Origin of the sequence: Maridesulfovibrio sp. (assembly GCF_963666665.1) — a bacterium.
Lineage (GTDB): Bacteria > Desulfobacterota > Desulfovibrionia > Desulfovibrionales > Desulfovibrionaceae > Maridesulfovibrio.
In genome coordinates, this window is the sequence record NZ_OY762999.1 from 3,846,482 (window position 1) to 3,872,590 (window position 26,109).

Consider the following 26,109-nt stretch of genomic DNA (forward strand, 5'->3'; position numbering starts at 1 on the left):
GCGGCACCAGGATTAGGAATCCTGTCCATTCCTAAATCACTCCTATTCCAAATTTATCACCTTCTCTTCCCTATAAAGCTCACCATACACCTTTGTTTTCTCCCTCCCGAAAAACCATTCATATCCTTTGAGACGCAAGCTTCGCAAAATCATTATCGAAAGCGGACTCAAGGAAATCACACCAGTAAACTACGAAGACCCTATCGGATGGTAAGGAGGAAACACCATGCTTAAACTTAAGAAGAAAACCGGAGAAGAACTCCTGACAGAAGCTACTGCCTTCGTTGAGAAAACCATAGATCAACTCGACGCAGCCGCAGAGAAACTCAATGAGGAAGCTGATGAAGTCGAGCGTCAGATCATTGAGCTTCAAGATAAGAGCGACAGGCTCAACGGTCAGTATCTGCAAGCAGCAAGAATGAAGGAAAAATTCGAGCAACTTCTGTATTAAATTCAGCGTCTTAGAATTGGGACGCACTATGTAACCAGCCCGACGGCTGGCGAAAGATAGGCAATGAGAAAGAGGTGGATCACTCCAAGTGGTCTGCCTCTTTTCTTTTGGTCAACCACCAACAGAATTTCAAAAGAAAAAGGAGAAACTACAATGGCTAACATCAACAACAAATTTGACAACATGACCCCTGCACAGTTCACCCACGAACTCTTTGGAATTATCCGTGTTCTTAAAGATGCTGATGGTGAAATATGGTTCGTTGCCAAGGATGTGGCAGTGGCGTTGGGGTATAAGAATACTTCCAAAGCTATAAATGACCACTGCAAAAGAAAGGGGGTAACGAATTGTTATACCCCTGGTGGGCAGCAAGCTGTTGCTATCATCCCCGAATCTGATGTGTATCGCCTCATCATGCGCTCCAAGCTCCCGTCTGCCGAACAGTTCGAGGAGTGGGTATGTGAAGAAGTCCTCCCGTCCATCCGCAAGCATGGGGCATACATGACACCGGAGGTAATCGAAAAGGTTCTCCTTAACCCTGACACCGTGATCCAGTTGGCACAGAATCTCAAGATGGAACAGGAGCGTAACCACATCCTGGAGTCTAAGAATCAGGAACTGACTCCCAAAGCGATCTTCAATGATCTCCAGACTGACAACGGTAGACGTTACCTTTTCAATGATGCCTACAAAGCCTTTGAGATTTCTTCAACTGACCTGCGTGAGACTCTTCTCAAGTACAACGTCTTCCAGAAGAAATCCTTCCCGAACCCTGTGATGAAGGGAGGCGTACAGTTCCGCTACGTCCCTCACCAAGCTTATGTGGACGAAGGTTTCTTCATGTGGCGTCCTATTAAGAGTGGTGGTGTCAATCGTGCTTCCTACTACATCACTCCGAGGGGCATGTGGTTGATCAGCCAGCTTCTCCTCTCCGAAGGGCTGATCGACGAAGAACCTGCATGGCTCGTTCTGGACGAGGTGGAGGCAGCGTAGGCTCATGGAAACTCTACTCGAACTCATAGCGTGGTTCTTTGCAGGCTGGCTCACAGCCCTTGCCATATCAGGCTTAGTGGGAGTGGGCATACTCACTGCCTGTCTCTACAAGGAACTTAAAAAATGGCGAGGTAAGCGTAATGGATAACAGAGCAGCAACTATCAACGGCGTTGAGATTCGTTTCGATGGAGAACTGGTGAACCTGACCTCGCTGTGGAAAGCCGCTGGTGGTGACGAACGTAACAAGCCTGTTAAGTGGCTCACTAACGAAGGGGCCAAGGACTTCATATCTTCCCTGGCGAAGGAGTTTAAAAGTCAGAAATCTGACCTTTTGAAAATCACCAAGGGACGCTATGGCGGCACCTTCGGTCACTGGCAGATCGCGCTGGCCTACGCCAAGTATCTCTCCCCTGAGTTCCACATCGCTGCCAACAAAATCATCAAGCGATACATCGAGGAGGAGATCGACCCGTCCAAAGCGATTGACCGTGCCGTGAATCGGTATCGCCGCATGGGTATGACCGATGCTCAGATCGAAGCACGTCTCAAAGGAACCGTGTCCCGTAACAGTCTCACATCCACTGTGGCTCGTGTTCTCGACGACCCTGGTCAGCATGACTATTCCCGCTTCACCAACCAGATGTACTTCCTTCTGTTTGGTAAAGACGCCAAGCAGCTCAGTAAGGAGCGCGGCGTGAAGATCGCCAGGGATGGCATGACCGAGACCGAGCTGCGTGTGGTCGATGCGTGTGAAGCATTGCTCAAAGATCGTCTCGCAGCGGAGGGCTATGTTGACCGTAAGGAACTGGCCCAGGCTGTCAGGACTATCGCTGGTCCCTTCGGTATGGTCTTGAACCATGGGGAGGCCGCCTAATGGATAACCGTGTCGCAATCATCGACGGTGACATCCTTGCCTACCAGATAGCATCCAGAGAGGAGAAACCGATCAACTGGGGTGACGGCTTCTGGACCCTTCATGCAGAACAAGGGCCAGCCGAAGTTGCTCTGGAGGATCGCGTTCTCCAACTCCAGGAAACCCTCAAGTCAGACAGGGTAATCATTGCTCTGTCTGACGACGACTACAACTTCCGAAAGGACGTCTATCCGAAATACAAAAGTAACCGGAAGGAGAAACGTAAGCCAATGATCCTTCCGGTTCTCAAGGAGTTCCTTATGGAAACCTTTGAAACCTTTCGGCGTCCTGGGCTTGAAGGTGACGACATTCAGGGAATCCTGGCTACCAATTTATTATTTTAAGAACAGAGCTTATCATTCTGATATAATGGGGTTTAAAAATTTTATTTAGCATTCTTGACAGCTCGAAACTCTGCTTTATTTTTTTCTTGCTGACCCTAACTGTAAACACTTTCAAGGAGGATGCTATGAGCATTACCAAGCTGAATCCCTGGAACTGGTTCAAGAAGGAAAGCGAACACGAAAGAACCCTTCCGATTAAACAAACGGAACAGGGCGTAAGAGGTTACGCTTCTCCGATTGACCGTTTCCACACGGACTTTGATCGTATGGTTGATTCAATGTTCTCAGACTTTGGCATGCCATCACCGAGGCAGCTCTTCAACAAAGTTGAGCCGAACTTTGGTAAGGCAACAATCAAGCCCAAAGTCGACGTATACGGAACAGACAAAGAGTATGTAGTTGAAGCCGAGCTTCCTGGCATTGAGGAAAAAGACTTATCCATTGAGCTTAAGGATGATGTTCTGGTTCTCTCTGCCGAGATGAAACATGAAGAGAAGACTGAAGAGAAAGGCTACTACAGAGTTGAGCGTTCATACGGATCATTCAAAAGAGTACTGAATGTTCCTGAGGATGCTGACAAAGAAAAAATAACTGCCAAGTTAAATAAAGGCATACTGCGCGTTACTATGCCCAGAACAAAGGCAGTTGAAAGCAATTCTAGAAAAATCGCAATCGAGAGTTCTGCTACTCAATAATCCCCTTAATCCTGTTATACGGCCCCAGTTTCGGCTGGGGTCTAATCTCATGCTCAAAGGAGGACTTATGGCCTACAAATGTTTGAATTGTGATTGGACTGGACAGTGGTATGAACTGATTCATGAAACGATGTGCCCCAAATGCAGGTGCAGTGCCCTGCGTATTCGTGACGCCAAAAATAAAGAAAGCATGCATCAAATGATACAATCTACCTTTGCACATATGACAACAGCTTCCCCGCCCCAATAATCAGGGTTAGTTTCAACACCTTGGCATCTCTATAAAAAGGCAGGTCATTCAGCATATTGTTGTTTGGCCTGTCTTTAAATTTCCATAAGAGAACGGCTGGCAGATTTAAGGATTATTCCGGTCACCAGATGGGTGACACAGATAATTAAAAACGTAACACTAAGAAGAAAGAACCCTGTATAGGGTCTGACGACTGACTCCATATTCCTCAGCCAGAGCCTTCTTCTCGGACCCTGCTGCAACCTTATCCTTTATCTCTTGCACCTGCTCCGGTGTTAGCTTGGCTTTCCTTCCGCAATGCTTGCCCTTTGCCTGAGCCTTTGCAATTCCTTCCCTCTGACGTTCCTTGATGATCTCCCTTTCAAACTGAGCCACTGCACCTATTATCTGCAATTGCAGTGTCTGGAATGGGTTATCTTCTCCGGTAAACGTCAGGGACTCTTTATGAAACCTTACAGCAACTCCTTTTCCCGTCAGTATCTCAAGAAGGGACAGAAGGTCACTCAGGTTCCTTGCAAGGCGATCGATTGAGTGAACGTGGAGAGTGTCACCTTTCCTCAGGAATCTAAGACATTCCTCAAGGACAGGACGCTTAGAAGTTGAAGCACTGGCCTTCTCTTCATAAACGTGGTCAAGCTCTACCTTATCAAGCTGACGGTCTGTTTTCTGGTCTGTTGTGCTTACACGGATGTAGCCTACTTGTGTCATGTCTTTACCTCCTGTTGCGTTGTCGTGTAACAAAAGGTTTAGACATGATAAGAAGTAGTGTCAATAAATTAAATTACAAGGTTGTGTTACACGGTGTTATGCGGGTTAACTGAGGCAGTGTAACATGTCACAGAAGGTGTACCTTTTGAGATAAAGGAGCTAGCCTTCACAGTATGAAGGGTATCGTATTTTGCGACTCCCTTTGCATGGTTTAAGGGTGTCACTAATCGTTACACCCTTTGAATACAGTAGCGAATCACGACGGTATCCAGCCCATTGGTAAGCCCCTCCCTGCCCATCACATACCTATTGCTGACTCCAGGCTCCTATAGGAGAGCGAACGGCCCTATCGGGGGAAAACCGAGGTAGAAATATATTGTAAAGCGTCTCAAATTTTTCAGTCAAAATATTTACGAAGGATAGATAGACTTGACCTCTTCAATTTGAAAATTATCCTTACTTTCAAGGAGGTTCACATGTACAGAATGTTGTTTTTTGGAATTCTACTTGGCTATGCAATCGCAGTTCTACTTTTTAACCAATTTGGAGGTCCAGGGCGATATCAGTTTACGAACATCAGAACTCCTACAATTCTGGATACACGAACAGGGATCGCTAAAAGTTTTAGTCCCAGCAAGAAAGGAGGTAGGGTCATAGCCATTTATGACTACAAAAAAGGCACTGCAACTTTACAATAGCCATGAGGAGGGGACGCAATTTAAGCGATCCCCTCAAGTCACCCCGTAGCCTACCTACGGCCCACTTTAACAAGCCCCATCTTAACGGCTGCTTTCCACGGTATTTCACCCATTGTAGCAGTCTTAAGGACAACTTCATTACCAACCTTACGGGCCTCAAGGATACCATTACCCAGGTCAGCATTAAGGATTGCATCAGGATTCATCTTATCCATGTCTGCAAGGAACTCTCCGGCAAGTTGTTTGTAACCGGAGGTTGTACGCTTAACAGCATGGTCCATAATGGCTTGATGGAGTTCTCTCGGCTTATTGTTTCGTACCCATTCAAAGCACTGCTGAGGATCCAGGCCCATATCCGAGACAACCTTATATGCCTGTCCTTCAAACTGTGAGCGTAGGCCATTAACGATCTCTGCCATTTCTCCAGGCTCTTTGCCTACCTGAGAAGATGCACGACCGAGATAGCTATCAATGTCTTCACCTGCTGCTATACGGTTCAAGGCTCCCCATATCGTAGACTGATCGACCATGCTGCCAATGGCATTAAGAGTATTTTCTGTGTCGTCACTGAAATATTCAGGCTGGTCATTTTGCTCATAGTCTTCCTGTTCAGAGACTTCCGGCTTTTGTGATGGAGAATGACGAGGAGCTTCACTGTAGGTTCCATCAGGGTTCACCTGGAGGATACCAATGTTCACAAGGTCTTTAACTCTGGCCTCTGTCCCATCAGGAAGGGTAACAATAGAATCATCAGTCAGGTTACCTCGGCCCCTGATCGGAGTTCCTGAGGCTGTCCTTCCAGTATCCAAGTAGTGTGCTCCACTTTCTTTGGCTTTCTGCTGTTCATCCCAGACATCGTATGAGTGGCTTCCATTGTCGACTATGGTCTTACCGCTGTAGACATCACAGGTCATGCCAGGACCATTGTCCTCAATGCTTCCCTGAATGGGAGTAGAAGGGGCTTTAGGAGCGTAAAGCTGTGACATTGCTTCATCGTAACTGGTCATATTCTTTTACCTCTTTGCGTTGATTAATTTGGTGGTTAAAGATTGAAAGGTTTGTCCATGTCTTCAAGATGGGAAGGAAGTGTTTGCCGCTCTTCTCGCTCTTTCTTGATCACCTGTCGTGCGACATTGAGGGCAAAGGAGCCAATGGCAGAATCACAGATACGATCAGCCAGAAAGTCCTTCACGCCTACGGTAATCCTGTTCTTGCGATAGATGGTCTTTCCTTCCCATTCCTTGCGGGAAGATGGGAGACGTAGAATCCGAGTAATCAAAGAGTGTCTGAACTCTCTGTCATTATGAAAACGCCTGGGTTCATCTTCCTGCATGAGGAACATGGCTATAATGACTGTGAGAATATCCGAGGGCTTAACCCCGGCATTGCGGAGGGTAACGAGCCAGTTGCTGACACGAGGCCATACCGCTTTCGATTTGTGATTGATCTCGTGCCATTGAGCTTTCGCTAACAGATCGCCGAGGACAATCCTGGCTCCTACAAGAGCACCGTGATTTTTATTGGCCTCGGTAAATGTTTGAGCTTTTTCCAGGTATGGACGTAGCTCACCTTTGGTCACTGTCTTGCCAAGTGGATGCCCTGTGCTTCTGTTACGATCATCATGGTATTGGCAATACTGGCTAAAGTTCTTCCGGTATCCAAAACACCCTGGTACTGAGCAATGCTGAGGGTTTGCCTTGAGATGAGCTAATCTTTTTCGATCTTTATCATTCATCGTCTTTGTAGAATCTGTGGTAGTTCTCTAAGGCAGAAGCTCCGATGGAAAGACCTGCACCCAGAAGGCTTGGACTCGACACAGGAGCCGGGGTATACCTCTGGAAGCTTGTTCCACGGTTCTTAGCTTCCCTTCGGAATCCCTGAATCTGCATGTCATTCTGTACTGAATCCATCTCATAGCCATGCAGGATGGAATCTTTGTAACGAGCTTCCTGTCTGTAGAAGTCAGCCATAAGGGAATCAAATGACAGACCAGCGGATTCACTGGAAGCCATTGCAGTACCAGCTTTCTGGAGGGCTTCAATGTGCAGGTCTTGTACTTCTTCTGAGGCAGCTTCCTGTTTCTGCATGAGTTCCATGTTAGAAGCTGCGGCCTGTTCAACGTATGTTTTGTTTGCGATCTCAGCGTTCTGGAGCATGGCTCTCTGGTTCTCTTTCGCAAGACGGGCTTGATACTCGGCCTGTGCGTTGGCCTGTTCCTGGCCCTGCATGTAACTTGCTCCGGCAGATGCTGCTGCCACAGCCATTGAAGACCAGAACGCTGTCGTTGCACTTATCGGTTCACACATGGGCGTAACCTCTACGCAATGCCCATTAACTTCCTGTCTTCATCTGAGAGCTTTGTTCGGGAGTTAAAAGGGTTTTTCCCAAAGCGGAACGGGAAGAGAGGACAGGAAGTGATTGTGCATTTCTTAACTTCATTTGAGCTACCGCCAGAGCAATCAAGACACTTGGCTCTGACAGCCTTAACCGGAGAGGTAATTGAGGTGTCTGTTTCAGTATTCATAATTTTCATTTTTCGGGACTCTGTGTCCCATTTTTTTACACAAGGGGTTTAAGATGAACTTTGGTAAGGGAAGAAAGCTAAAAATTCATGGAAGGGGTTATAGACCCTGGTTCACGAGCAAAAACGGGTATATCTGCTACTGGTTCCAGGACTCATCATCGTAGGTAGGAAGATCAGCCGTAAGTTTCTCCAGAGCCTCACGCATTGCTAAGGGATCACCTATGGTGTCCTGAGTGACTCCATTGTCTCGGAGGAACTGACGGACCACGTTAAGAAACGAGGCTTTTGGTTCATCGTCATTTTCCAGTTGTTTCATCATGGTGTCCCTGAGGGCATACCAGAGAGACTTTAGCTGATCTTGATCTGCTTTTGACATTCTTGACCTCCTGTCGTGTTAAACGATTGAGCTTTTACCTCTGGCCCCTGCAAGCATGAGAAACTTGATAAGTTCTCGGTCTGACTCTTCACCTGACTTGAGGTTCCTGAGGTGTTCTGCATGAATGACCAGAGAGCGGCGAACAATTGCAGAAGCCGACAAGGAACGACCTCCAAGCTTTTCACTGTACCAATCACGGATGAACTGGAGGTCGTCTTCAAGCTCTGGAGTGGTACAGAAAGCATGCTTCTGTGTTTTGCCTGCACCCTTGAGGCGAACCTGAGGCTGAGTATTGCTGCTGCGGGGAATCTTCAAAGTATCGCTGTTGCTTTTGACGGTCTTAGACATAGCTACTCCTGTATGTGGTTAATGGTTTACTTTGGACAAAAGAAAAGCAGGACAGCCGTAATGACTGCCCTGCTGTACCCAACGCAAAGAGACGGTGGGAGGGAGGATCAATTGTGAAGAAGAATCATAATCGAAGAAGCTCACCGCTCTGACTGTCCACCATCAGACAATCAAAGTGATGAGCTTCTTAACTCTGTTCTGGTCTACCGAATAGCTACCAGGAACTGAGACAGACCTCTTGGTCTTGCTTCAAAGGAGAATTACATGAACAAAGAATATCTTTAGAACACCTATGGTATTCTTATGGGTTAACTTAAGATAGGGATATAAGAAGAAGATAAGTAAGATTAAACTTAGGTATAACTATAAGAAGACTATAGATTACCTATGGTACTCTTATAGGTATCTTATAGGGAATCTTTCTTCATCCCTGGGTCTCTCTCCTTACATAGTGCGCCCCAATTCTATCTATCTGTAATAAAAGACAAAATCAGGATCAGTTATTTTAAATTTAAATATGCCATTTCGTTCTTCTTGAATCCCTGACGGAACCAGAGGGTGAGGACGTGAGACGCATCGTCACGATTTCCTTGCCGTCAGCGGCAACCGTGGTGATTTCCACCACAACTGACGAAAGCACCGTATCAGCCTTGAAGAAAAATATCTCGCAACGCTGCACCGTTCAATATACGGTCCACCGGAGGCCACTGAGCATCGACTACCACAACCTCAGGCATCGACAAACCTTCTCCATTGTATCCCTCAGAATCCTTCTGACCTTCTTTTACGAGTATCTTCCGAGGCTTACCTTTGATACCCTTCATGCTTATTGAAATTGTACCGTGTGCTTTTTCCTCAGGGGTAGCCGGGGTAAACACAATTTTGTCAATGGATTTACGGAGTAGGTGAAAGAGCTTGCGTCTCACGTCAAGTTTATCTGACTCAGAGCCTTCACGCTCTATCGTGATAAATTTTATCATTGCAGACTCAAGCTCCTCATACTCTTTGCCTACACTCTCATAACGCTCTTGCTCATTTGCAAGATCACTTTGATATTTAGCCAATGATTCTTGAAGTTTGTCTCGCTCTTCTTCCAATGCATCGAGGCGGGTAAGCAAAGCATTACTGTCAGGACGCTCAAGCAAAAGGTCTGTAAGACGTTCTATCTTGCTCTGTGTTGCGTTTAATCTGCTCTCGGTAGTGTTTACACTATCTTCAAGTTTTTGAACGCTCTCACGGCAATTTTCAAAGACGGATGGAAAGAGTTCCCTATAATCAAGCTCAAGTAGATTCAGAATTATATGGGCTTGTGTCTCCGGGTATCTCCATGCGTAACGCTTGCAATTTAAGTTCATTCTTGCATGAGAGCATACGAGATAACTTCCTCCCTTGGGCGGCTTTCCTTTATTTTCAAAGTGCATCTTTCCACCACAAGAGCCGCAATAACATATTCCACTGAATAAGTTTGAATACTTCTTAGCAATATTCCCTCCTGGTACAGCTTTGCTTTTCCTTATTTTCAGTGCTCGGAGAAATGTTTCAAGAGGTACTACAGTCGGAAAATAGTTGTCTATGGGATCGCCTACAGGGACACGCCTACGTTTACCTTCTACGTCTTTCATCTTATGCGGTTGATAGCGTCCTATCACAGCTTCATTCTGCAATATTTTATCCACATAAGAATATATCCATCCCTTAGATCGTCCGAATGGTTTTATCCCTTCTTCGTTTAAGGTCATTGCAATTTTACGCTTCCCAATACCTTCGAGTGTCATTTTAAAAATACGTCTGACCACCTCGGCTCTTTCTTCAATGACAACATATTCGTTATTCTTTTTGTCCAGCTTCAACCATGCAGGACAACGAGAAGTCAGTTTCTGTTCTCCTGCTGTAGCCTTTCTACGTTTTTCCTTCCATGATTCAGATAACCTTTTAGATTTCGTGAGTGATTCATCATAGGCCCTCTGCATGATGGCTATTGAGATCATGAGATCAGAGAAAGCAAGATCACCTTCGTTTGCTGAATAGACCTTACGATCTTGGAGAGTGACGATATTAACTCCCATATCCAGGATACTTGAGAACTGCTGAAAAGCTCGATATGGAGATTGCCTTGAGAGACGGTCCAGGCTCTCAACGAGAAGGTATGAGCCTTTCTTAACCTTACCCTGGTGGACTGCTTCAAGGAAAACACTGAGAGCACCTTCCTCGGCATTACGGCCTCTAAAGGCTGATACTCCGAGGTCTTGAAGGTTCAATGTGTCGTCGAGATCAAGATTGTTTTCTTCTGCATATTTGCGGCTAAGTTCAGTCTGCCTGCGGAAACTGTCACCTTTCATTTGATCAGGTGTTGAGAACCTTAAGTAGCTGTATGCTTTGGGTTTAATGTTCATTGTTGGAGTCCTCCAATCAGTGTTATGTATATCAGTTTTGCGTCGGGTACTCAACACATAACATGCTTTTCATCGGTCCTCCGGGCAGCGGTAAGACCATGTTGGCCCGGCGCATTCCTACAGTGCTTCCTCCGCTGGTATTTGAGGAAGCGTTGGAGGTCACCAAGATTTACAGTGTTTCAGGACAGCTGGAACGTGATAAGTCACTCATGGTTACCCGGCCTTTCCGCGCTCCGCACCACACTATTTCCGATGCCGGCCTGATCGGCGGCGGGGCTTACCCGAAACCGGGAGAAGTTTCCTTGGCTCATCGCGGGGTTCTCTTTCTGGATGAACTGCCGGAATTCAAGAAGAATGTCCTTGAAGTTTTGCGACAGCCGCTTGAAGGTGGTGAAGTGACCATCTCCCGTGCAGCCATGTCTCTTTCCTATCCTGCTGACTTTATGCTTGTCGCCGCCATGAACCCTTGCCCCTGCGGATATTTTACTGATGAACGGCATGCCTGCACCTGTTCCGCACAGGCTGTTGCCCGTTACCGCTCCAAGCTTTCCGGCCCCTTGCTGGACCGCATAGATTTGCAGATTGAGGTTCCGGCTGTTGAGTATAAAGATTTGCGGGATTCTTCCGGGCTCGATTCAGGGTCCATGCGAGCAAATATCGAGCGGGTGCGGGGAATTCAGGCTGAGCGTTATATAGATATGGGCATTTTGACCAACAGCGAGCTGTCCGGTTCCTCTTTGGATAAATTCTGTAAACTCAGCGAATCCGAACATGCTTTTCTGGAGCAGGCTGTGCGCAGTCTTGGTCTTTCTGCACGTGCTTATACCCGTATTTTGCGTATCTCGCGGACCATTGCCGATCTTGCCGGAGCGGACATGATTCAGGTTCAACATTTAGCTGAAGCTATCAATTACCGTAGTATGGATAGACAAAGCTGATTCTTGGCGTAATCAGTGTTTTAATATGAACGTGATAATGTCGTATTTGATGCTTGATTGCCACATTTCAGTAGTTGCCAAGTCCGACAGGCTGTAATATTACCTACCGTACTGGTTCTTTCAGGGAGGGGTGATGAAGCCGGTAATGAATGCCTTTACCAAGCAGCAAGAGCTTTGGAATCAAATCTTTACAGAGTCCGAAAGTTATTTTGGAGAACAACCCAGTATGTTGGCGCAGAAGTCGCTTGAGTTGTTCCGGGAAAATAACGTTTGTTCCGTATTGGAGACCGGGTGCGGACAGGGGCGTGATACGTTTTTGTTTGCGCAAGACGGTATCAAGGTTACTGCTCTTGATTATTCCCCCCGGGCTGTTGATGAAATTTCCGCCAAAGCCACTTCTTCCTCCCTCTCATCCTGTATTGATTCCCGTTGCTTCGATATCCGCAAACCTCTTCCTTTTGACTCCGAATCCTTTGATGCCTGTTACTCCCATATGCTTTTATGCATGGAGTTGACCATGGCTGAGATTTCCTGTGCCTTGAGTGAATTGCACAGGGTCCTGAAACCCAGTGGACTGGCGATCTATTCTGTGCGATCCATCTTTGACCGCCATTATCGTGCAGGTGAACATCTGGGCGAGAACCTGTATGAGGTCGGAAAGTTTGCGGTTCATTTTTTTAGCGAGGACAAGCTTCGCGGACTGGCGAGCGGCTTCAAAATTAAATCCATTGAACGGATTGAAGAAGGCGCGCTTCCCAGAGATCTTTTTTGTATAGTGATGGAGAAATGCTCCACTCGCTACGCCCCGACATTTGAATCCTGTTTCGGCGGAAACAGTCAAACGGATAACGTTCCGTTTGCCCGCAACCGGGCGCATTATCATTGCCCCGGCGGAACGTGATAGTCTTTCCGCGCTTCAGTTGAGGCGTCCGAAATAAAAAAAAGTCTGACCAAATATGGCCAGACTTTTTTTATGCTATATCCAGTGAAAGACTAGAGCAGTTCTTTAAGGTTGGGAACAATGGATGGAACCTGCTTTTTATAGTCCATATATTGTTTACCGAAAATTTCTTCCAGAACAGCTTCCTCTTCGGGAATATGGTGCAGGAATTTGTAGTAGGCAACAAAACACATGCCAAAGAGTAGCCAAGCCTGAGTGGCAATGGCGCTTCCGGTGAAGATGAAGGCGATCCATGCAAAATAGAGCGGGTTGCGAACTATGGCGAAGGTTCCTGTTGTTTCCAGCCGTTCTTCAGCAATTGCCTTTTTTACAGTTACTCCGGAGATAAAAAGAAATGCTATACCGATTCCAAGCAGCATGCCGCCCAGAATATTGAATGCTGCACTGGGCAGGAAAGTCATCAAGAAAATTTTGGGAAAGATCAGTGTGATGATCAAGGATGCAAGGCCGTAAATAATTGTGGGCTTGAAGATTTTCAGGCCGACTCCGAATACACTTCTTTTGCGTTCTTCCATTATCTGCTCCACTATTTTTCCAGTTGATATCAGCACCGCTGTACTTGAATGTGAATATAATTCCTCACAGGATCATAGTCTTACAGTTTAAATAAAAGAGCAACAAAAACCGTTTGTTGAATACTATTCTTTTTTGAAAAGATATCGCTGGCACATCTCGGTCAGTTCGGTAAAAGTCTTGTCCGCGTCCGGCTCTCCGGTTTCTAATATGCAACGGTGCATTGTTTCTTCTATTGCTCCGCTGACAAGTCTTGCCCCTATGTTTATGTCCTTGATCCTGACTTTGTCCCCGCAATTTTTCAGTATTTGGGTCACTCCCTTCTCTAATGCCGAAATGATGTTGCGGTCCAGATTTGCCATATGGGATTCTCTGTTTTTCAGGGCCAGCATTTCGCGGTGCAACTCTGTTGACAGAGTGTGGGCCTGCTTTGCGGTTTCCACTATGTAAGCAGTGATTTCGCGTGAACTTTTTGTGTATGGTGCATTGTCTGCAAAATTACCATAAACGCCTTTTGTGATACTTGTCGTATATGCATCACTTACTTGATCCAGCAGGTCTTTCTTGTCTTTGAAGTAACTGTAGAATGATCCTACTGAGACTTTAGCATCGTGTGCAATTTCAGTAACTCCTGTTTTGTGAAATCCCTTTTCGGAGAACAGTTTCATCCCGGCGACAATGATCCGGCGCTTTTTTTCTTGGCTTCGTTTCTGGGTTGGTGTCCGGGTCATGTTATCTCCTGAGTTTTATAATTTAATTTTATGAATATAAATTCATATTCACATTGTCAATAAATATGAATTAAAATTCATGTTTTTAGATCTTACATGAAAATAAGAAAGCCCGGCACTGTTAAGCACCGGGCTAAAAATGTTTGAGCAAATCAGTTATGCCGGATCTGATGGATTGGGCAGGAATTTGATGTCGATTTCCTGCTTGAGTCCATTCATGAATTCACGGAATTCGCGTTCCTGATGCGGACTGTAGCGCAGCAGGAGGATTCCTTTGAAGCGGTCGGCAATAGTGAAAAGTGCGAGATTGTCCACGGCCTCCATGAGGAAACGAAAGATTGCAATATCAGAAGGTGCAATCTGGATATACATGCGGGAGGAATTCTCCGGCGGCGGTGGCAGGGGACGCGGACGAGGTTTTCTTTTTCTACGGGCCATATAAAATATAGTGCTTCGTTCCTTACAAGGAGGCGAAGCCTTATTAAAAGTTTTTGAAGAGTCCAGAGAAACTTTTTTCAAAAAGTTTCTCTGGCCGCCAAAGGCCTCTTCTATAAAATTTTATATCCGTCTTCAGTTATGAGCACCATGTATTCCCAGCGGATACCGCCCCAATCGGGGTAGTAGAGACCGGGCTCCACAGTGATAACCATGCCCGGTTTAAGTTCACCGGAAGCAATGGGGCTTACACTGGGCGGCTCATGCGTTTCAAGGCCGATACCGTGTCCGAGCGAATGGGTAAAGTACTTTTCCACTCCGTATTTTTCAAAAACAGCTTTGGCGGTGTGATAGGCGTGCTGGATCGGCAGCCCGGGACGCAGAACCTTGATGGCTTCCATCTGTGCTTCCTGCACTTGATCACGCACAGTGAGAAAACGGTCGGAAGGCTTGTCACCGACCCAGAATGTACGGGTCTGGTCGGAGCAATAATCTCCCATGCGACCACCCATATCGATAAGTACCAGCGAACCGTCCTCAAGTTTGTCGTTTCCGGGGATGGCGTGGGGCAGGGCAGCGTTGGGGCCGATGCCGACAATGCTGGGGAAAGCCAGTTCGGACGCACCGTTGTTACGGAAAAGCTGTTCCACGTCCCATGCTATTTCAGCTTCAGTGCGACCGGGAACCAGCTTAGTCTCAAGCAGTTCGTATACTTTGTGGTTCAGGGCGCAGGATTCTTCCATGATCTTGATTTCTGTTTCGTCCTTGATCTGGCGAAGATCTTCCACCAACCCTGAAACAGGCTTAAGATCACAAAAATCGTTAAGCTTTTCATGCTCGAAAATATTGATGGATTTCGGATCGTAGGAAATTTTCTTGAAACCGTTTGATTTAAAGAATTCGCGCAGGGCATCGAATTTACGGCCTGAATAAATGAAGATGTCATCTTCTTTCCAGACCTTGCGGGCCGCATCAAGGTAGCGGGGGTCAGTGAGCAGGAAATCCCGGCCTGCTGGATCAATGATCAGCCAGCCTGCTGATTCGTTGCACTGGGGATCATGAAGTTCAAAGCCGCTGAGGTAGTAGCGGTTGGCTGCGAAGCTGACCAGAAGAGGGGGATGTCCGCGATCCTTAAGGCGTTTGCGGACATCCTCCCGCCGCTGTTCGTAAGTGGCGGTGGAAATTGTCATGTGCTTAACTGATCCTGTATGTGGTTTCAGGCTGTCCGTTAATCATCCGTTCAGCCCATTCTACTCCCTGCATTACAGAATGATCCATGTTGGAAACTTCGTATTTCCAGCCGCCGAAACGGCCGCGGGAATATATGTTCATGGATTCAAGGGCAGGCTGAAGAACTTTTAACGCTTCATCGCGTTGCAGGCAAGGGATGGGATAGCCGTAATCCACATTAATTGACCAGCGCGAAATAATGTCTTTACGGTCTTCTTCTTTCAACATTTCTGTGTTGACCAAGCCGTCTTCTACTTCTCTTATTATATTGTTCTTATCGATAACTTTGTTATTTGAGTATGACACCTCACACATAAGAGCCCGTCCTTTGCCGGGTTGCGGTGTGTTGTTTGGAGAGTAGTTGTGGAAATTGGTAACCCTGTAAAACGGGTTGTCATTTTCAGGAAAGTACATCCAGCAGCGGGAATCCGGTTTGGAACTGGACAGTCCGATACCGGCTACAATTACGCTGTTGTGTTTAAGGGCTTGAGTTGCGTTGACAAGTTGCGTGGCCGGGGCGGCCAACCAGCGGGAAGCAAGAATATCTATGGGCCCGGTATTGAGCAGGTGTTCATATTCATATGAATTACCCTTGCTGTCGGTAATTGTTTTAGCCTGCGGATCAATGACAGCCACATTGGTGTTATATTTAATGTGATCGGAAACAGTAGCCGCAAGTTTTTTAAATATGGTTCCGGTTCCGCCTTTAAGCGGGAATTTGAATTTGTTGTTCGGTCCCCATGAAAGTTGGTCCTGTTCAAGAAGGATATTCTTGAGCACAGAACGAAGGTCAACCACGCTTACCCGTTCACCTATCCATGAGAAAGACATTTTTTCGGGATGGGTGGCCCATACCTTATAGTTGTATGGCTCCATGAAATGTTTGGCGATGCCCTTACCGAAGATGGAATGAATCCATTCAAGAAAGTTGTGCGGCTTATCCTCAGAACGCTCTCCAGGCAGAAGACCGCGCACACATTCCCATTTCTCCTGATTGGGCAGGTAACGAATATTGTTTTGGAAAGGGTAGGGAACCCAACTCTGAAGAATGCGGACCCACGATTCGCGCAAGTGCTCTATATATTCACCCTTAAGCACGTCTTCGATCATTTTGTCATAATAGTCGTAATGGGAAAACATCACATGCCCGCCAATGTCCCAGGTAAATCCTTTGGAATCGGTAAAGCTGGACGCCAATCCCCCTGCCCAGGAATTTTTTTCCAGTACGAGGAATGATTTTTCACCAAGTTCAGAAAGGCGACGAGCCGCGCCAAGGCCGGTTGGACCCGCGCCGATTATGACATATCTGCATTTCATAGTGCTTACTCCGCAACATAAAATTTTAATCTCATGTAATTGAAGCAATCCCTATGCCAGACATATTCAAGAGCTGTTTCTGAGTTTTGTCGCAAATATTTTTAAAAAACTACTTCTTTTAACATGCTGCTTTTTAAGGGTTTGGCTGAGTGCGATGGGGTAGAAGTTACACTGTAACTGATCTTCCTTTTACGCGTAACAGGTTTGTAACTAAGTTCGGATAGACCATTGCTCAACGCTAGAAAACGGACGCGGTAAAAATGAACTGAGTCTGAAATCAAAATTCCATTATTTGGAGGAAAACAAGAATGAAAAAAATTATTGCTCTCGTTGCTGTGATGGTAATGGCTTTTACAGGTTCTGCTTTTGCAGGTTCCATTCAGGTTAAAGGTTCAACTACTGTTCTGCCTCTCATGCAGAAATCTGCTGAAGCTTTTATGAAAGCCAACCCCAATGTTTCAATTTCCATTTCCGGTGGCGGTTCTTCCAACGGTGCAAAAGCACTGATCGACGGTACCACCGATATCGCCATGATGTCCCGCGACATGAAGGGCAGCGAAATCCAGAAGGCTACCGATAACGGTCGCAAACCTTCCCAGTTTATTGTTGCTCTTGACTGCATCGTTCCCGTTGTACACCCCGGTAACCCCGTTTCCAAGCTTTCCAAGGATCAGCTCTGGGGTATTTACACTGGTAATATCACCAACTGGAAAGAAGTTGGCGGCGAAGATGCAAAGATCGTTGTTATCTCCCGTGACACCTCCTCCGGTACTTATGACTGCTGGAAGAGCAAAGTAATGAAGCACGACGGTAAAAAACACCGCGTATTCCCCGGCGCTCTGCTTCAGGCTTCCAACGGTGCTGTTGCACAGGCTGTATCCAAGAACAAAAAAGCCATCGGCTACGTTGGTCTTGCTTACCTGAACAAAGAACTCAAGGGTGTTGTCGTGAACGGTGTCGGAGCTTCCGTTGCTACTGCTAAAGACGGTTCCTACCCCATCTCTCGTGGCCTGAATCTTTACACTCCCGGTGCTCCTACCGGTGAAACTAAAGCCCTCATCGACTTCATGATGAGCCCTGCAGGTCAGAAGCTTGCTGCTGACACCGGTTTCATCCCCGTAAAATAATACAGGCTTTCCGGAAAGCCGGGTCCGATAGAATAAGCACAAGGTCCGGGGGGATTTCAAAAATCCCCCCGGAATTTCAAGTCTCTAAGACAAACAGTAAAAAACAAATTTTTATATCAGGGGAAAAGTCGTGATAACGTCCCGCAATATCTGTTTACTGCTCATCACCCTTGCAGTTGTGACCGGAGTTTATGCTTATAAGCTGGGTGTGCGCACTGAAGCCGAACAGATTTTTATTTCCTCAGCTGAGAAGGTGGCCCAGAGGGGAGATTATTCCATGAGTGCTGCAGGAGCACTCAAGAAAGTCATGATGCTTTCAACCCATGAAGTTGCTGAGTCCACAGAAGAATCAAATCTCAGCAAAGCAGAAAAAGAATTCCGGATGAAAGAGCTGAATGCCGAATTGAACAGGGTTTACACCTTTGTTCGCACTGATCCTGCTGTTATGGGTAAAAATAAGGCCGATGTTGAGACTATGGCCAGTATTAAAGCAAGTGCCGAGAACATGGTGTCTTCCAGATCAACAGGTTGGTACGTACTTTGTGGGGTTCTTGCTCTGCTGGGAGCAGTTATCTTCGCTCTTTCCAGTCTTTCGCTCAGCAGGCGCACAACTGAGCGCATAATCCATTCTATATTTCTGGGGACAGCTTTTACTTCGATTCTGGTCCTCTTTCTGATCATGATGTTTCTTTTCATCGAGGGGCTGCCCATATTCAAGCATGTTTCCGTCTCCGACTTTATTTTCGGTCACGAATGGTATCCTACTGATGAAGAGCCTGCATTCGGAATCTGGCCCCTGATCGTCGGTTCCGGAGCGGTGACCATGCTTTCGTCACTTATCGCGATTCCCCTTGGTGTAATGACTGCGATTTATCTTGCTGAGATCGCCCCGCTCAAGGTGCGCAATATTGTTAAGCCTGCAGTCGAAATGCTTGCCGCTCTGCCTTCGGTTGTTATCGGTTTCTTCGGCATGGTCGTTGTTGCACCCTTCCTGCAGGAAACGTTTGGGATTGCGGTTGGCCTGAACCTTTTCAATGCCTCGGTCATGCTTGCCTTTATGGCTGTACCGACCATTACCAGTATTTCAGAGGATGCCCTTTATTCTGTTCCGCCGGAACTTAAAGAGGCTTCCCTCGCTCTGGGGGCCACCCACTGGCAGTCCATTTATAAAGTTCTCGTACCGGCTTCGCTTTCCGGTATTTCTACCGGGGTTATCCTTGGTATGGCCCGTTCAATCGGTGAAACCATGGTTGTCCTTATGGTCGCCGGGGGGGCGGGTCTGCTGCCGACTTCTATTTTTGATCCAGTCCGCCCCATGCCGGCATCAATTGCTGCTGAAATGGGTGAAGCTCCTTTTCACAGCGATCATTACTATGCACTTTTCGCAATCGGCATGGTGCTTTTCCTGTTTACCATGGCTTTCAACCTCATTGCGGATTACGTGGCCCATAAATATAAACAGGTCGGTTCCGCCTCCCTGTAACGGAAACGCACGGGAAAACAATTGGTGAAAGAAATGAATAATGCTGAAACAATAGAACAAGTGGAATCCATGATGGAAAGTAATATTGAAGTAGCCGAGACCATGATGGAACCGGGAAAAAATAATTATTCAATGCGGGAGAAGATCCAGAAAATTGTCTTCATGCTGTTCAAGGGTGCAGCTGCCATTAACGGTCTTGCGCTGCTGATCATTGTCGGTTTTGTGCTGTATTACGGCCTGCCGGCCATGAGCTGGGAGTTTCTGACCGAATCCCCGCGCGAGTCAATGACTGCGGGCGGTATTCTTCCCTGTATTGTGGGGACCATCGTGCTCAGCTACGGCGCGCTGATGATTGCCCTGCCTTGGGGCATTGCCACTGCCATCTACCTTAATGAGTATGCAACTTCCCCCAGACTGGTGCGTATCATTCGTCTGGGAATCAATAACCTTGCAGGTGTTCCATCTGTTGTTTTCGGACTTTTCGGGCTTTCCCTGTTTGTTACCGTTATGGGTATGGGCGTAAGCATTCTGGCCGGGGTCTGCACTCTCGGTGCACTGGCCCTGCCGCTGGTTATCGGAGCATCTGAAGAAGCTCTCCGTTCCGTCCCCCAGACCTATCGTGAAGCGTCTCTCGGTCTCGGAGCGACCAAGTGGCAGACTATCTATAAAGTCGTGCTCCCTGCGGCTCTGCCCGGAATGCTCACCGGAGCAATTCTGACCCTTTCAAGGGCTGCCGGGGAAACCGCTGCGATCATGTTCACTGCAGCCGTCTTCTTCACCCCGGAAATGCCGGAATCTCTTTTTGATGACGTAATGGCACTGCCCTACCATATCTACGTTCTGGCAACCGCCGGTACTGAGATCGAAAAGACAAGGCATATCCAGTACGGTACATCCCTCGTATTGATTACCCTTGTGCTGAGCATGAATATGCTGGCTATCTACATCAGGGCTAAGATGCAGAAAAAAGGTAATAAGTAATTTTCATCCTCACCCTCTTGACCGTGCTTGGAACGGCCCGTGCGTATATACGTGCGGGCCGTTTCTTGTTTATTGTCTCCGTCGGCTGGGGAGGGAATAATCAAAGATAGTGGTTGGGAGTGAATTATGCTATTTTGTAGTCTGTCTAAATTTCTATTGAAACAGGTGGTTATGGTCTTGAACATCAAGAAACTCGGTTGGTTGATTGCCCGACTTAGGCGGATGAGTGTTCCTGAAGTGTTGTATCGGGTACGCATGGTCTGTCTGACAGAGGCGCAGTCACGAGGCTGTTTCATTGCTGAACCGGGCGATGCTGCAGGGAAAAGCTGTCCCGTGCTTGATGTTGATTTAGCCCTGCCTGATGCCGGCAATTATCTTCAGGCGGCAGACAGAATACTCAATGGGAATTTTAATATTTTTGCTCTGCGGGATTGCAGTCTTGGCTTTCCTCCTAATTGGAACAAAGACCCACTGACCGGAATTGCCGCCCCTTTGGTTTTCGGGAAAAAGTTGAATTATCGCGATGAGGCTATTGTCGGTAATATCAAATATCTTTGGGAGCCTAACCGACATTTGGAATTGGTGACTCTTGCTCAGGCATATACGTTGTCCGTCGATGAAAAGTATGCCCATGTCTGCAGAGAAATGTTGGATTCATGGTTTGAGCAGTGTCCGTATTTATATGGGCCAAATTGGACAAGTTCCCTTGAACATGCTGTACGGCTGATAAACTGGGCCTTTGTATGGCAGTTTCTGGGAGGAGAGGATTCTTTCCTATTTGCAGGCAGTGAAGGCATGGCATTCAGAGAACGCTGGCTGAGATCAGTTTTTCAGCATTGCCATTTTATCAACGGTTATTATTCCCGCTATTCGTCGGCCAACAACCACTTGCTGGGTGAATACATGGGCCTTTTTGTCGCTTCAACGGTCTGGCCTTGCTGGAAAGAAAGTTCATATTGGCAGGAGAGTGCGAAGGCTGGCCTTGAAATTGAGGCTCTGAAGCAGAATTTTACTGATGGCTGTAACCGGGAACAGGGTATCTGGTATCATCATGAAGTTGCGGATATGCTTCTGCTCTGCGGTCTTGTGGGCCGTACAAACGGAGTCGATTTTTCAAAAGATTACTGGGCTCGCCTTGAGGCAATGATTGAATTCATCGGGTCCATGGCAAACGCTAAGATGTCAGTGCCTATGATCGGCGATTCAGACGATGCGGTGATGGTCCGCTTTGTTCCGGACGATGGCTTTTCCGTTTATCAGTCACTGCTTGCAACCGGGGCAGTGCTTTTCAATCGCTCCGATTTTGCGCGGAAGGCTGGATTTTTTGATGACAAAAGTAGATGGCTCTTAGGTAAAGAGGGCGAGTCGGTTTTTACAGAGTTACTGTCTGTCTCTCAAAATGATAGCATCGTATTTCGACAGGAGTATCCTGCAGGAGGCTACTATATTCTCGGGAAGGATTTCGAAACTGATAAGGAAGTGAAGCTTATCGTTGATGCCGGACCTCTGGGGTATACCTCTATTGCGGCGCACGGCCATGCCGATGCTCTTGCCATGGTTTTGTCCATTGGCGGGGATGAGATACTAATTGACCCCGGGACGTATGCCTACCATACAGAACGGAAATGGCGCGATTACTTTAAAGGAACATCCGCGCATAATACGGTTCGTATTGACTTTCAGGACCAGTCAGTTTCAGGCGGTAATTTTTTGTGGACAACACATGCCAAGGCTTGGTTTGATTTATTTGAGGTTTCGACTGAGCAGGATTGTTTTAGGGGAGCTCATGACGGCTATACTCGTCTTGCTGATCCTGTTGTTCATTACCGCAGTGTGAGATTTGAAAAAGAGTCGGAAAGGATTGAGGTCTGCGATAGTTTTGATTGTGCTCAGGAGCATGAAATTGAATTGTTCTGGCATATTTCGGAATCCTGTTCTGTTGAAATCAGCGAAGGGAGTGTGTTCATACACTCCCCGAAAGTCTGTCTTGAAATGTCAATGCCTGAATCCGAGATGGAACCGAAGATGGTTCAAGGTAATGAGAATCTTCCGTTGGGTTGGATTTCAAGGCGATTTGACTTCAAAGTCCCGTCCCCAACTATAGTCTGGACTGGGAAGATTGAAGGTAAGAGTAAGTTTTTAACGCTTTTAAAATATACTTTTAAGTAGAGGCGGAAATGAAGGTTAGCGTATTTGGTTTGGGTTACGTCGGCACAGTGTCTGCCGGTTGCTTAGCCAAAGAGGGGCATGAGGTTATCGGTGTTGATCCGAATCAGGTTAAAGTCGACTTGATCAACTCCGGTCAGACTCCTATCATTGAAGATCATATCGGTGATATTCTCCAACAGGCAGTTCAGGATGGTTCCTTGAAGGCAAGCACTTCTGCCGAAGAAGCGGTCTTTTCATCTGAAATTTCCCTTGTCTGTGTAGGAACGCCGAGCCAATTCAACGGTAGCCTTGATTTAAGCTATGTCCGCCGGGTTTGTGAGGATATCGGTGCTATCCTCAAAGATAAGGAAGATTTTCATGTAGTTGTTATCCGTAGTACCGTCCTGCCGGGTTCCATGCGTGCGTTGGTTATTCCAGCCTTGGAAACCGCTTCCGGCAAAGTCGCCGGCGTAGACTTCGGCGTGTGTAATAACCCGGAATTCCTGCGCGAAGGCACCTCTGTTCATGATTTCTATAACCCACCCAAAACTGTTATCGGGGAAAGTGACTCGAAAAGCGGGGATGTTCTTGCCTCACTCTATGCAAATATTGATGCGCCGCTGATCAGGACTGAAATGGAAGTTTCTGAAATGGTAAAGTATGCCGATAACAACTGGCATGCCGTCAAGGTGGCTTTTGCAAATGAAATAGGTTCGATCTGTAAAGAAGTCGGCATAGACAGCCACAAGGTTATGGATATTTTCTGCAAGGATACCAAGCTTAATATTTCCAGTTACTATATGAAACCGGGTTTTGCTTTTGGCGGTTCCTGCCTGCCAAAAGATGTGCGGGCCCTGACTTACAAGGCGAATCAATTGGGTTTGGATTTACCTCTTTTAAACAATGTGTTGCGCAGTAATAGGCGTCATATTGAAAGAGGGGTGTCCATGATCATGGGCAAGGGCAATAGAAAGGTCGGCTTTCTTGGATTCAGCTTTAAGGCCGGTACCGACGATCTGCGGGAAAGCCCTTTGGTGGAAGTAATCGAACAGCTTATAGGTAAGGGGTTCGAGCTTAGATTGTATGATCGTAATGTTAATGCCGCCAAGCTTTTAGGTGCCAACCGGGATTACATCATGAATCGCATTCCGCATATTTCGAAGCTTATGGTTTCAGATATCGAGAGTGTTTTGGATTTTGCGGAAACGATTGTCGTTGGTAATAATTCTGCTGAGTTCAAGGACCTGCAATCTAAAATCCGGCCCGGTCAGGTCGTGGTGGATCTGGTCAGGGTTGATGAGCCTTCATCCGAAAATGAGCATATTGACGGTATTTGCTGGTAAAGCTGACAGTTTAAACAGTGTGGAGAGCCTTGTGTCTCGAAAAGTTTTGATTCTTGTCGAAAATTTACCTTCCCCCTTTGACCGCCGGGTCTGGCAGGAAGCTATGTCTTTGTGCAGCGCAGGATACCATGTCTCCATCATATGCCCTACAGGTAAGGGGTATGAAGAGTACTATGAAGAAATAGAAGGGATTCATATCTACCGCTATGACCTGCCATTGGAAGGGGAAGGGGCAAAGGGATACGCCGTGGAATACGGTGCGGCACTGTGGCACACCTTCAGGCTGGCTTGGAAGGTACGCCGGGAGCAGGGCTTTGATGTCATCCATGCCTGCAATCCGCCTGATCTTCTTTTTCTGGTCGGGATTGTTTTCAAATTGCTCTATAAAACCAAATTTATTTTTGATCATCACGACATCAATCCGGAACTGTACGAGGCCAAGTTCAACAGGCGTGATTTTTTCTGGAAGCTGATGGTCTGGCTTGAACGGGCAACCTTCATGGCTGCTGATATCTCTATTGCCACCAATGAATCATATAAGCGTATCGCCATTGAACGAGGCAAGATGGACCCTGAAAAGGTCTATGTGGTTCGCAGCGGACCCAAGCTGGATCGCTTGAAGTTTCTCCCTCCTGTTGATTCACTCAAGAAAGGGCGGACCTATCTGGTTGGCTATGTGGGCGTAATGGGCAAACAGGAAGGACTCGACCTGCTGCTGCGCGCGGTTGATTACATAGTTCATGGCTTGGACCGTCATGATATTCATTTCGGTCTTGTGGGCGGAGGTACTTCTTTGGAGGAAATGAAGACTCTTGCAGAGGAATTGCGGGTATCCGATTATGTCACTTTTACCGGTAGAGTTCCTGATCAGGAGCTGCTGGAGATGCTTAATACCGCCGACATTTGTGTGAATCCCGACCGGGCCAATGAAATGAATGACAAGTCTACCATGAATAAAATCATGGAATACATGGCTCTTGGGAAGCCCATTGTTCAGTTTGATCTGACTGAAGGACGATTTTCCGCTCAGGGGGCATCTCTTTACGCTGCGCCGAATGATTATAAGGACATGGGCGATAAGATCGTGCAATTGCTTGATGCTCCGGATCTCAGAGAGAAAATGGGAGCATTGGGATACCGCCGGGTACGGAATGAGCTTGAGTGGAAGTACGAAGAACCTAAGTTGTTAAAAGCTTATGAAGCTGTTTTTGCCGCTAAGGATTAAAGTTCTGTTTGGTGTTGAGCTGGGTGTTTTATTCATCAATGTGAATGCAGTTGCGACCGGCCTGTTTACTTAAATAGAGTTGTTTATCGGCTCGCTTGATTGCCGAGGCAATTGTTTCATTTGTTTTGACTACAGCCCCACCTATTGATGCGGTGACGGAGATTCGTTCATCGTCAGTATCAAGCCATGACATTTCAATCAGCCTGCGGAGACGTTCTGCAAGATTTGTCAGTTTATCCGTCTCCACGTCCGGAATAAATATTACAAATTCTTCTCCTCCCCAGCGACCGGCGAGATCCGTTGGGCGCAAGGCAGAAATAATCGTTTTGGCTACCATGGTCAGAACCTTATCTCCGGCGTCATGTCCGAATATGTCGTTGACCGTTTTAAATTTATCAATATCCACAAACAGGATTCCCAGCTTTTGCCCTGTGCTTCTAAGAGATTCTTCAAAATGTTCGGTTGCCATGTCCATTCCGCGCCGGTTTGCCATACCGGTGAGAAGATCGGTCATTGTCTCCTGACGCAATAAATCAAGTTCATGGGCTAATTCGTTAGTGTCAGTGACTCTTGTAAAGATTTCCAATGCTCCGTCAATTTGCCCGAGTTCATTTCTCAATGGAAATGATTTTACATGAACCAATACCCTGTGTCCTTGTTTGTGGTGCATATATACATTTGCTTCTCGAGTTTTTCCGTCTTTCATTGTTGTCTCAAGAGGGCACCCGTTAATGCAAATTTCAATTCCATTCTCGTCTAAGTGACGAAGAAGATTATCTTTGCAGCGTTCCCCTTCTGCTTCAGCCGCTGTGTAGCCGGTCAGTTTCTCCGCTCCCTTATTCCAGAAGGTTATGCGCCTGTCTTTGTTAAGACAGTATATTCCATCTGTTATTGCGTTCAGGATATCTTTATTTTTTGATATATCTATCATGGTGAATTCAATTTGTTGCTGTAGGCCGTTACTTACTCTCAATAGAGATAAA

The 26,109-nt window shown here is 46.8% G+C and carries 26 protein-coding genes and 1 pseudogene; 14 read left to right on the top strand and 13 right to left on the bottom strand.

Annotated features, from left to right (window positions below; all coding sequences use genetic code 11):
* The first annotated feature begins 226 nt into the window (after positions 1-226).
* The 6 genes from ACKU40_RS17585 to ACKU40_RS17610 all read left to right on the top strand — a co-directional run bounded on the left by ACKU40_RS17585 (position 227) and on the right by ACKU40_RS17610 (position 3,397).
* Positions 227-451, top strand: a complete 225-nt coding sequence (locus tag ACKU40_RS17585; RefSeq protein WP_320174089.1) for a hypothetical protein — start codon at positions 227-229, stop codon at positions 449-451.
* Positions 452-604: 153 nt separating this feature from the next.
* Complete coding sequence (locus ACKU40_RS17590; protein WP_320174090.1) at positions 605-1,444, top strand: BRO family protein; 840 nt, start codon at positions 605-607, stop codon at positions 1,442-1,444.
* A 4-nt stretch (positions 1,445-1,448) separates the two neighbouring features.
* Positions 1,449-1,592, top strand: coding sequence for a hypothetical protein (locus tag ACKU40_RS17595; RefSeq protein ID WP_319760775.1), 144 nt, complete (start codon positions 1,449-1,451; stop codon positions 1,590-1,592).
* Complete coding sequence (locus ACKU40_RS17600; RefSeq protein WP_320174091.1) at positions 1,585-2,319, top strand: KilA-N domain-containing protein; 735 nt, start codon at positions 1,585-1,587, stop codon at positions 2,317-2,319. Before ACKU40_RS17595 ends, ACKU40_RS17600 begins: the two co-directional genes overlap by 8 nt.
* Positions 2,319-2,702, top strand: a complete 384-nt coding sequence (locus tag ACKU40_RS17605) for a hypothetical protein (RefSeq protein ID WP_320174092.1) — start codon at positions 2,319-2,321, stop codon at positions 2,700-2,702. The genes ACKU40_RS17600 and ACKU40_RS17605 overlap by 1 nt, the downstream gene beginning before the upstream one ends.
* A gap of 125 nt (positions 2,703-2,827) precedes the next feature.
* The gene (locus tag ACKU40_RS17610) at positions 2,828-3,397 is read left to right on the top strand and encodes an Hsp20/alpha crystallin family protein (protein ID WP_320174093.1); all 570 of its coding nucleotides are present in this window, start codon (positions 2,828-2,830) and stop codon (positions 3,395-3,397) included.
* A gap of 409 nt (positions 3,398-3,806) precedes the next feature.
* On the opposite strand, the gene ACKU40_RS17615 is transcribed toward ACKU40_RS17610, so the two are convergent.
* The 7 genes from ACKU40_RS17615 to ACKU40_RS17645 all read right to left on the bottom strand — a co-directional run bounded on the left by ACKU40_RS17615 (position 3,807) and on the right by ACKU40_RS17645 (position 10,694).
* Complete coding sequence (locus tag ACKU40_RS17615) at positions 3,807-4,355, bottom strand: recombinase family protein (RefSeq protein ID WP_320174094.1); 549 nt, start codon at positions 4,353-4,355, stop codon at positions 3,807-3,809.
* Between the two features lie 748 nt (positions 4,356-5,103).
* Entirely contained in the window at positions 5,104-6,060 is a 957-nt protein-coding gene (locus tag ACKU40_RS17620; protein ID WP_320174095.1) for a hypothetical protein, read from the bottom strand.
* A 35-nt stretch (positions 6,061-6,095) separates the two neighbouring features.
* Positions 6,096-6,788 (bottom strand): hypothetical protein, encoded by a 693-nt coding sequence (locus ACKU40_RS17625; RefSeq protein WP_320174096.1) that lies wholly within the window; start codon positions 6,786-6,788, stop codon positions 6,096-6,098.
* Complete coding sequence (locus tag ACKU40_RS17630) at positions 6,781-7,359, bottom strand: hypothetical protein (protein ID WP_320174097.1); 579 nt, start codon at positions 7,357-7,359, stop codon at positions 6,781-6,783. Before ACKU40_RS17630 ends, ACKU40_RS17625 begins: the two co-directional genes overlap by 8 nt.
* A 354-nt stretch (positions 7,360-7,713) precedes the next feature.
* The gene (locus ACKU40_RS17635; RefSeq protein ID WP_320174098.1) at positions 7,714-7,953 is read right to left on the bottom strand and encodes a hypothetical protein; all 240 of its coding nucleotides are present in this window, start codon (positions 7,951-7,953) and stop codon (positions 7,714-7,716) included.
* Between the two features lie 18 nt (positions 7,954-7,971).
* Positions 7,972-8,301, bottom strand: a complete 330-nt coding sequence (locus ACKU40_RS17640) for a hypothetical protein (protein ID WP_320174099.1) — start codon at positions 8,299-8,301, stop codon at positions 7,972-7,974.
* Positions 8,302-8,945: 644 nt separating this feature from the next.
* Positions 8,946-10,694 carry a recombinase family protein gene (locus tag ACKU40_RS17645; protein ID WP_320174100.1) on the bottom strand — a complete coding sequence of 583 codons (1,749 nt, stop codon included), beginning with the start codon at positions 10,692-10,694 and terminating at the stop codon, positions 8,946-8,948.
* Between the two features lie 56 nt (positions 10,695-10,750).
* On the opposite strand from ACKU40_RS17645, the pseudogene ACKU40_RS17650 reads away from it, so the two are divergent.
* Together ACKU40_RS17650 and ACKU40_RS17655 are read left to right on the top strand one after the other, a co-directional pair.
* Positions 10,751-11,632 (top strand): annotated as a pseudogene (locus tag ACKU40_RS17650) (YifB family Mg chelatase-like AAA ATPase); the annotation flags it as partial.
* Between the two features lie 133 nt (positions 11,633-11,765).
* Positions 11,766-12,533 (top strand): class I SAM-dependent methyltransferase, encoded by a 768-nt coding sequence (locus ACKU40_RS17655; protein ID WP_407944297.1) that lies wholly within the window; start codon positions 11,766-11,768, stop codon positions 12,531-12,533.
* A 92-nt stretch (positions 12,534-12,625) separates the two neighbouring features.
* On the opposite strand, the gene ACKU40_RS17660 is transcribed toward ACKU40_RS17655, so the two are convergent.
* From ACKU40_RS17660 to ACKU40_RS17680, 5 genes are all read right to left on the bottom strand, one after another.
* Positions 12,626-13,108: an isoprenylcysteine carboxylmethyltransferase family protein gene (locus tag ACKU40_RS17660; RefSeq protein WP_320174102.1), complete on the bottom strand. Its 483-nt coding sequence runs from the start codon at positions 13,106-13,108 to the stop codon at positions 12,626-12,628.
* Between the two features lie 123 nt (positions 13,109-13,231).
* Positions 13,232-13,837 (bottom strand): TetR/AcrR family transcriptional regulator, encoded by a 606-nt coding sequence (locus ACKU40_RS17665; RefSeq protein ID WP_320174103.1) that lies wholly within the window; start codon positions 13,835-13,837, stop codon positions 13,232-13,234.
* Between the two features lie 156 nt (positions 13,838-13,993).
* Positions 13,994-14,275, bottom strand: coding sequence for a DUF4911 domain-containing protein (locus ACKU40_RS17670; RefSeq protein WP_320174104.1), 282 nt, complete (start codon positions 14,273-14,275; stop codon positions 13,994-13,996).
* A gap of 110 nt (positions 14,276-14,385) precedes the next feature.
* The gene (locus ACKU40_RS17675) at positions 14,386-15,462 is read right to left on the bottom strand and encodes an aminopeptidase P family protein (protein ID WP_320174105.1); all 1,077 of its coding nucleotides are present in this window, start codon (positions 15,460-15,462) and stop codon (positions 14,386-14,388) included.
* A 4-nt stretch (positions 15,463-15,466) separates the two neighbouring features.
* Entirely contained in the window at positions 15,467-16,819 is a 1,353-nt protein-coding gene (locus ACKU40_RS17680) for an FAD-dependent oxidoreductase (protein ID WP_320174106.1), read from the bottom strand.
* A gap of 308 nt (positions 16,820-17,127) precedes the next feature.
* On the opposite strand from ACKU40_RS17680, the gene ACKU40_RS17685 reads away from it, so the two are divergent.
* The 6 genes from ACKU40_RS17685 to ACKU40_RS17710 all read left to right on the top strand — a co-directional run bounded on the left by ACKU40_RS17685 (position 17,128) and on the right by ACKU40_RS17710 (position 25,126).
* Positions 17,128-17,946 (top strand): PstS family phosphate ABC transporter substrate-binding protein, encoded by an 819-nt coding sequence (locus ACKU40_RS17685; protein ID WP_320174107.1) that lies wholly within the window; start codon positions 17,128-17,130, stop codon positions 17,944-17,946.
* Between the two features lie 619 nt (positions 17,947-18,565).
* Complete coding sequence (gene pstC / locus ACKU40_RS17690) at positions 18,566-19,429, top strand: phosphate ABC transporter permease subunit PstC (protein WP_320176397.1); 864 nt, start codon at positions 18,566-18,568, stop codon at positions 19,427-19,429.
* A 132-nt stretch (positions 19,430-19,561) separates the two neighbouring features.
* Positions 19,562-20,410 (top strand): phosphate ABC transporter permease PstA, encoded by an 849-nt coding sequence (gene pstA / locus ACKU40_RS17695; RefSeq protein ID WP_407944341.1) that lies wholly within the window; start codon positions 19,562-19,564, stop codon positions 20,408-20,410.
* Positions 20,411-20,536: 126 nt separating this feature from the next.
* A complete protein-coding gene (locus tag ACKU40_RS17700) occupies positions 20,537-22,579 on the top strand; it encodes an alginate lyase family protein (RefSeq protein ID WP_320174108.1) in 2,043 nt (680 codons plus the stop codon).
* Positions 22,580-22,587: 8 nt separating this feature from the next.
* Complete coding sequence (locus ACKU40_RS17705) at positions 22,588-23,901, top strand: UDP-glucose/GDP-mannose dehydrogenase family protein (protein ID WP_320174109.1); 1,314 nt, start codon at positions 22,588-22,590, stop codon at positions 23,899-23,901.
* A 31-nt stretch (positions 23,902-23,932) separates the two neighbouring features.
* Positions 23,933-25,126, top strand: a complete 1,194-nt coding sequence (locus tag ACKU40_RS17710; RefSeq protein WP_320174110.1) for a glycosyltransferase family 4 protein — start codon at positions 23,933-23,935, stop codon at positions 25,124-25,126.
* Between the two features lie 28 nt (positions 25,127-25,154).
* Here the strand turns inward: ACKU40_RS17710 and ACKU40_RS17715 are convergent, their stop codons facing one another.
* Positions 25,155-26,099 (bottom strand): GGDEF domain-containing protein, encoded by a 945-nt coding sequence (locus tag ACKU40_RS17715; RefSeq protein ID WP_320174111.1) that lies wholly within the window; start codon positions 26,097-26,099, stop codon positions 25,155-25,157.
* Positions 26,100-26,109: the final 10 nt, after the last annotated feature.

Excerpts from the sequence above, each read along its gene's own strand:
- ACKU40_RS17675 (WP_320174105.1), bottom strand. The coding sequence starts at position 15,462 with ATGACAATTTCCACCGCCACTTACGAACAGCGGCGGGAGGATGTCCGC.
- ACKU40_RS17620 (WP_320174095.1), bottom strand. The coding sequence starts at position 6,060 with ATGACCAGTTACGATGAAGCAATGTCACAGCTTTACGCTCCTAAAGCC.
- ACKU40_RS17680 (WP_320174106.1), bottom strand. The coding sequence starts at position 16,819 with ATGAAATGCAGATATGTCATAATCGGCGCGGGTCCAACCGGCCTTGGC.
- ACKU40_RS17585 (WP_320174089.1), top strand. The coding sequence starts at position 227 with ATGCTTAAACTTAAGAAGAAAACCGGAGAAGAACTCCTGACAGAAGCT.
- ACKU40_RS17615 (WP_320174094.1), bottom strand. The coding sequence starts at position 4,355 with ATGACACAAGTAGGCTACATCCGTGTAAGCACAACAGACCAGAAAACA.
- ACKU40_RS17635 (WP_320174098.1), bottom strand. The coding sequence starts at position 7,953 with ATGTCAAAAGCAGATCAAGATCAGCTAAAGTCTCTCTGGTATGCCCTC.
- ACKU40_RS17645 (WP_320174100.1), bottom strand. The coding sequence starts at position 10,694 with ATGAACATTAAACCCAAAGCATACAGCTACTTAAGGTTCTCAACACCT.
- ACKU40_RS17705 (WP_320174109.1), top strand. The coding sequence starts at position 22,588 with ATGAAGGTTAGCGTATTTGGTTTGGGTTACGTCGGCACAGTGTCTGCC.
- ACKU40_RS17685 (WP_320174107.1), top strand. The coding sequence starts at position 17,128 with ATGAAAAAAATTATTGCTCTCGTTGCTGTGATGGTAATGGCTTTTACA.
- pstA (WP_407944341.1), top strand. The coding sequence starts at position 19,562 with ATGCGGGAGAAGATCCAGAAAATTGTCTTCATGCTGTTCAAGGGTGCA.
- ACKU40_RS17670 (WP_320174104.1), bottom strand. The coding sequence starts at position 14,275 with ATGGCCCGTAGAAAAAGAAAACCTCGTCCGCGTCCCCTGCCACCGCCG.
- ACKU40_RS17660 (WP_320174102.1), bottom strand. The coding sequence starts at position 13,108 with ATGGAAGAACGCAAAAGAAGTGTATTCGGAGTCGGCCTGAAAATCTTC.
- ACKU40_RS17630 (WP_320174097.1), bottom strand. The coding sequence starts at position 7,359 with ATGTGTGAACCGATAAGTGCAACGACAGCGTTCTGGTCTTCAATGGCT.
- ACKU40_RS17590 (WP_320174090.1), top strand. The coding sequence starts at position 605 with ATGGCTAACATCAACAACAAATTTGACAACATGACCCCTGCACAGTTC.
- ACKU40_RS17700 (WP_320174108.1), top strand. The coding sequence starts at position 20,537 with ATGCTATTTTGTAGTCTGTCTAAATTTCTATTGAAACAGGTGGTTATG.
- ACKU40_RS17605 (WP_320174092.1), top strand. The coding sequence starts at position 2,319 with ATGGATAACCGTGTCGCAATCATCGACGGTGACATCCTTGCCTACCAG.
- ACKU40_RS17655 (WP_407944297.1), top strand. The coding sequence starts at position 11,766 with ATGAAGCCGGTAATGAATGCCTTTACCAAGCAGCAAGAGCTTTGGAAT.
- ACKU40_RS17610 (WP_320174093.1), top strand. The coding sequence starts at position 2,828 with ATGAGCATTACCAAGCTGAATCCCTGGAACTGGTTCAAGAAGGAAAGC.
- ACKU40_RS17600 (WP_320174091.1), top strand. The coding sequence starts at position 1,585 with ATGGATAACAGAGCAGCAACTATCAACGGCGTTGAGATTCGTTTCGAT.
- ACKU40_RS17640 (WP_320174099.1), bottom strand. The coding sequence starts at position 8,301 with ATGTCTAAGACCGTCAAAAGCAACAGCGATACTTTGAAGATTCCCCGC.
- ACKU40_RS17665 (WP_320174103.1), bottom strand. The coding sequence starts at position 13,837 with ATGACCCGGACACCAACCCAGAAACGAAGCCAAGAAAAAAAGCGCCGG.
- ACKU40_RS17595 (WP_319760775.1), top strand. The coding sequence starts at position 1,449 with ATGGAAACTCTACTCGAACTCATAGCGTGGTTCTTTGCAGGCTGGCTC.
- ACKU40_RS17625 (WP_320174096.1), bottom strand. The coding sequence starts at position 6,788 with ATGAATGATAAAGATCGAAAAAGATTAGCTCATCTCAAGGCAAACCCT.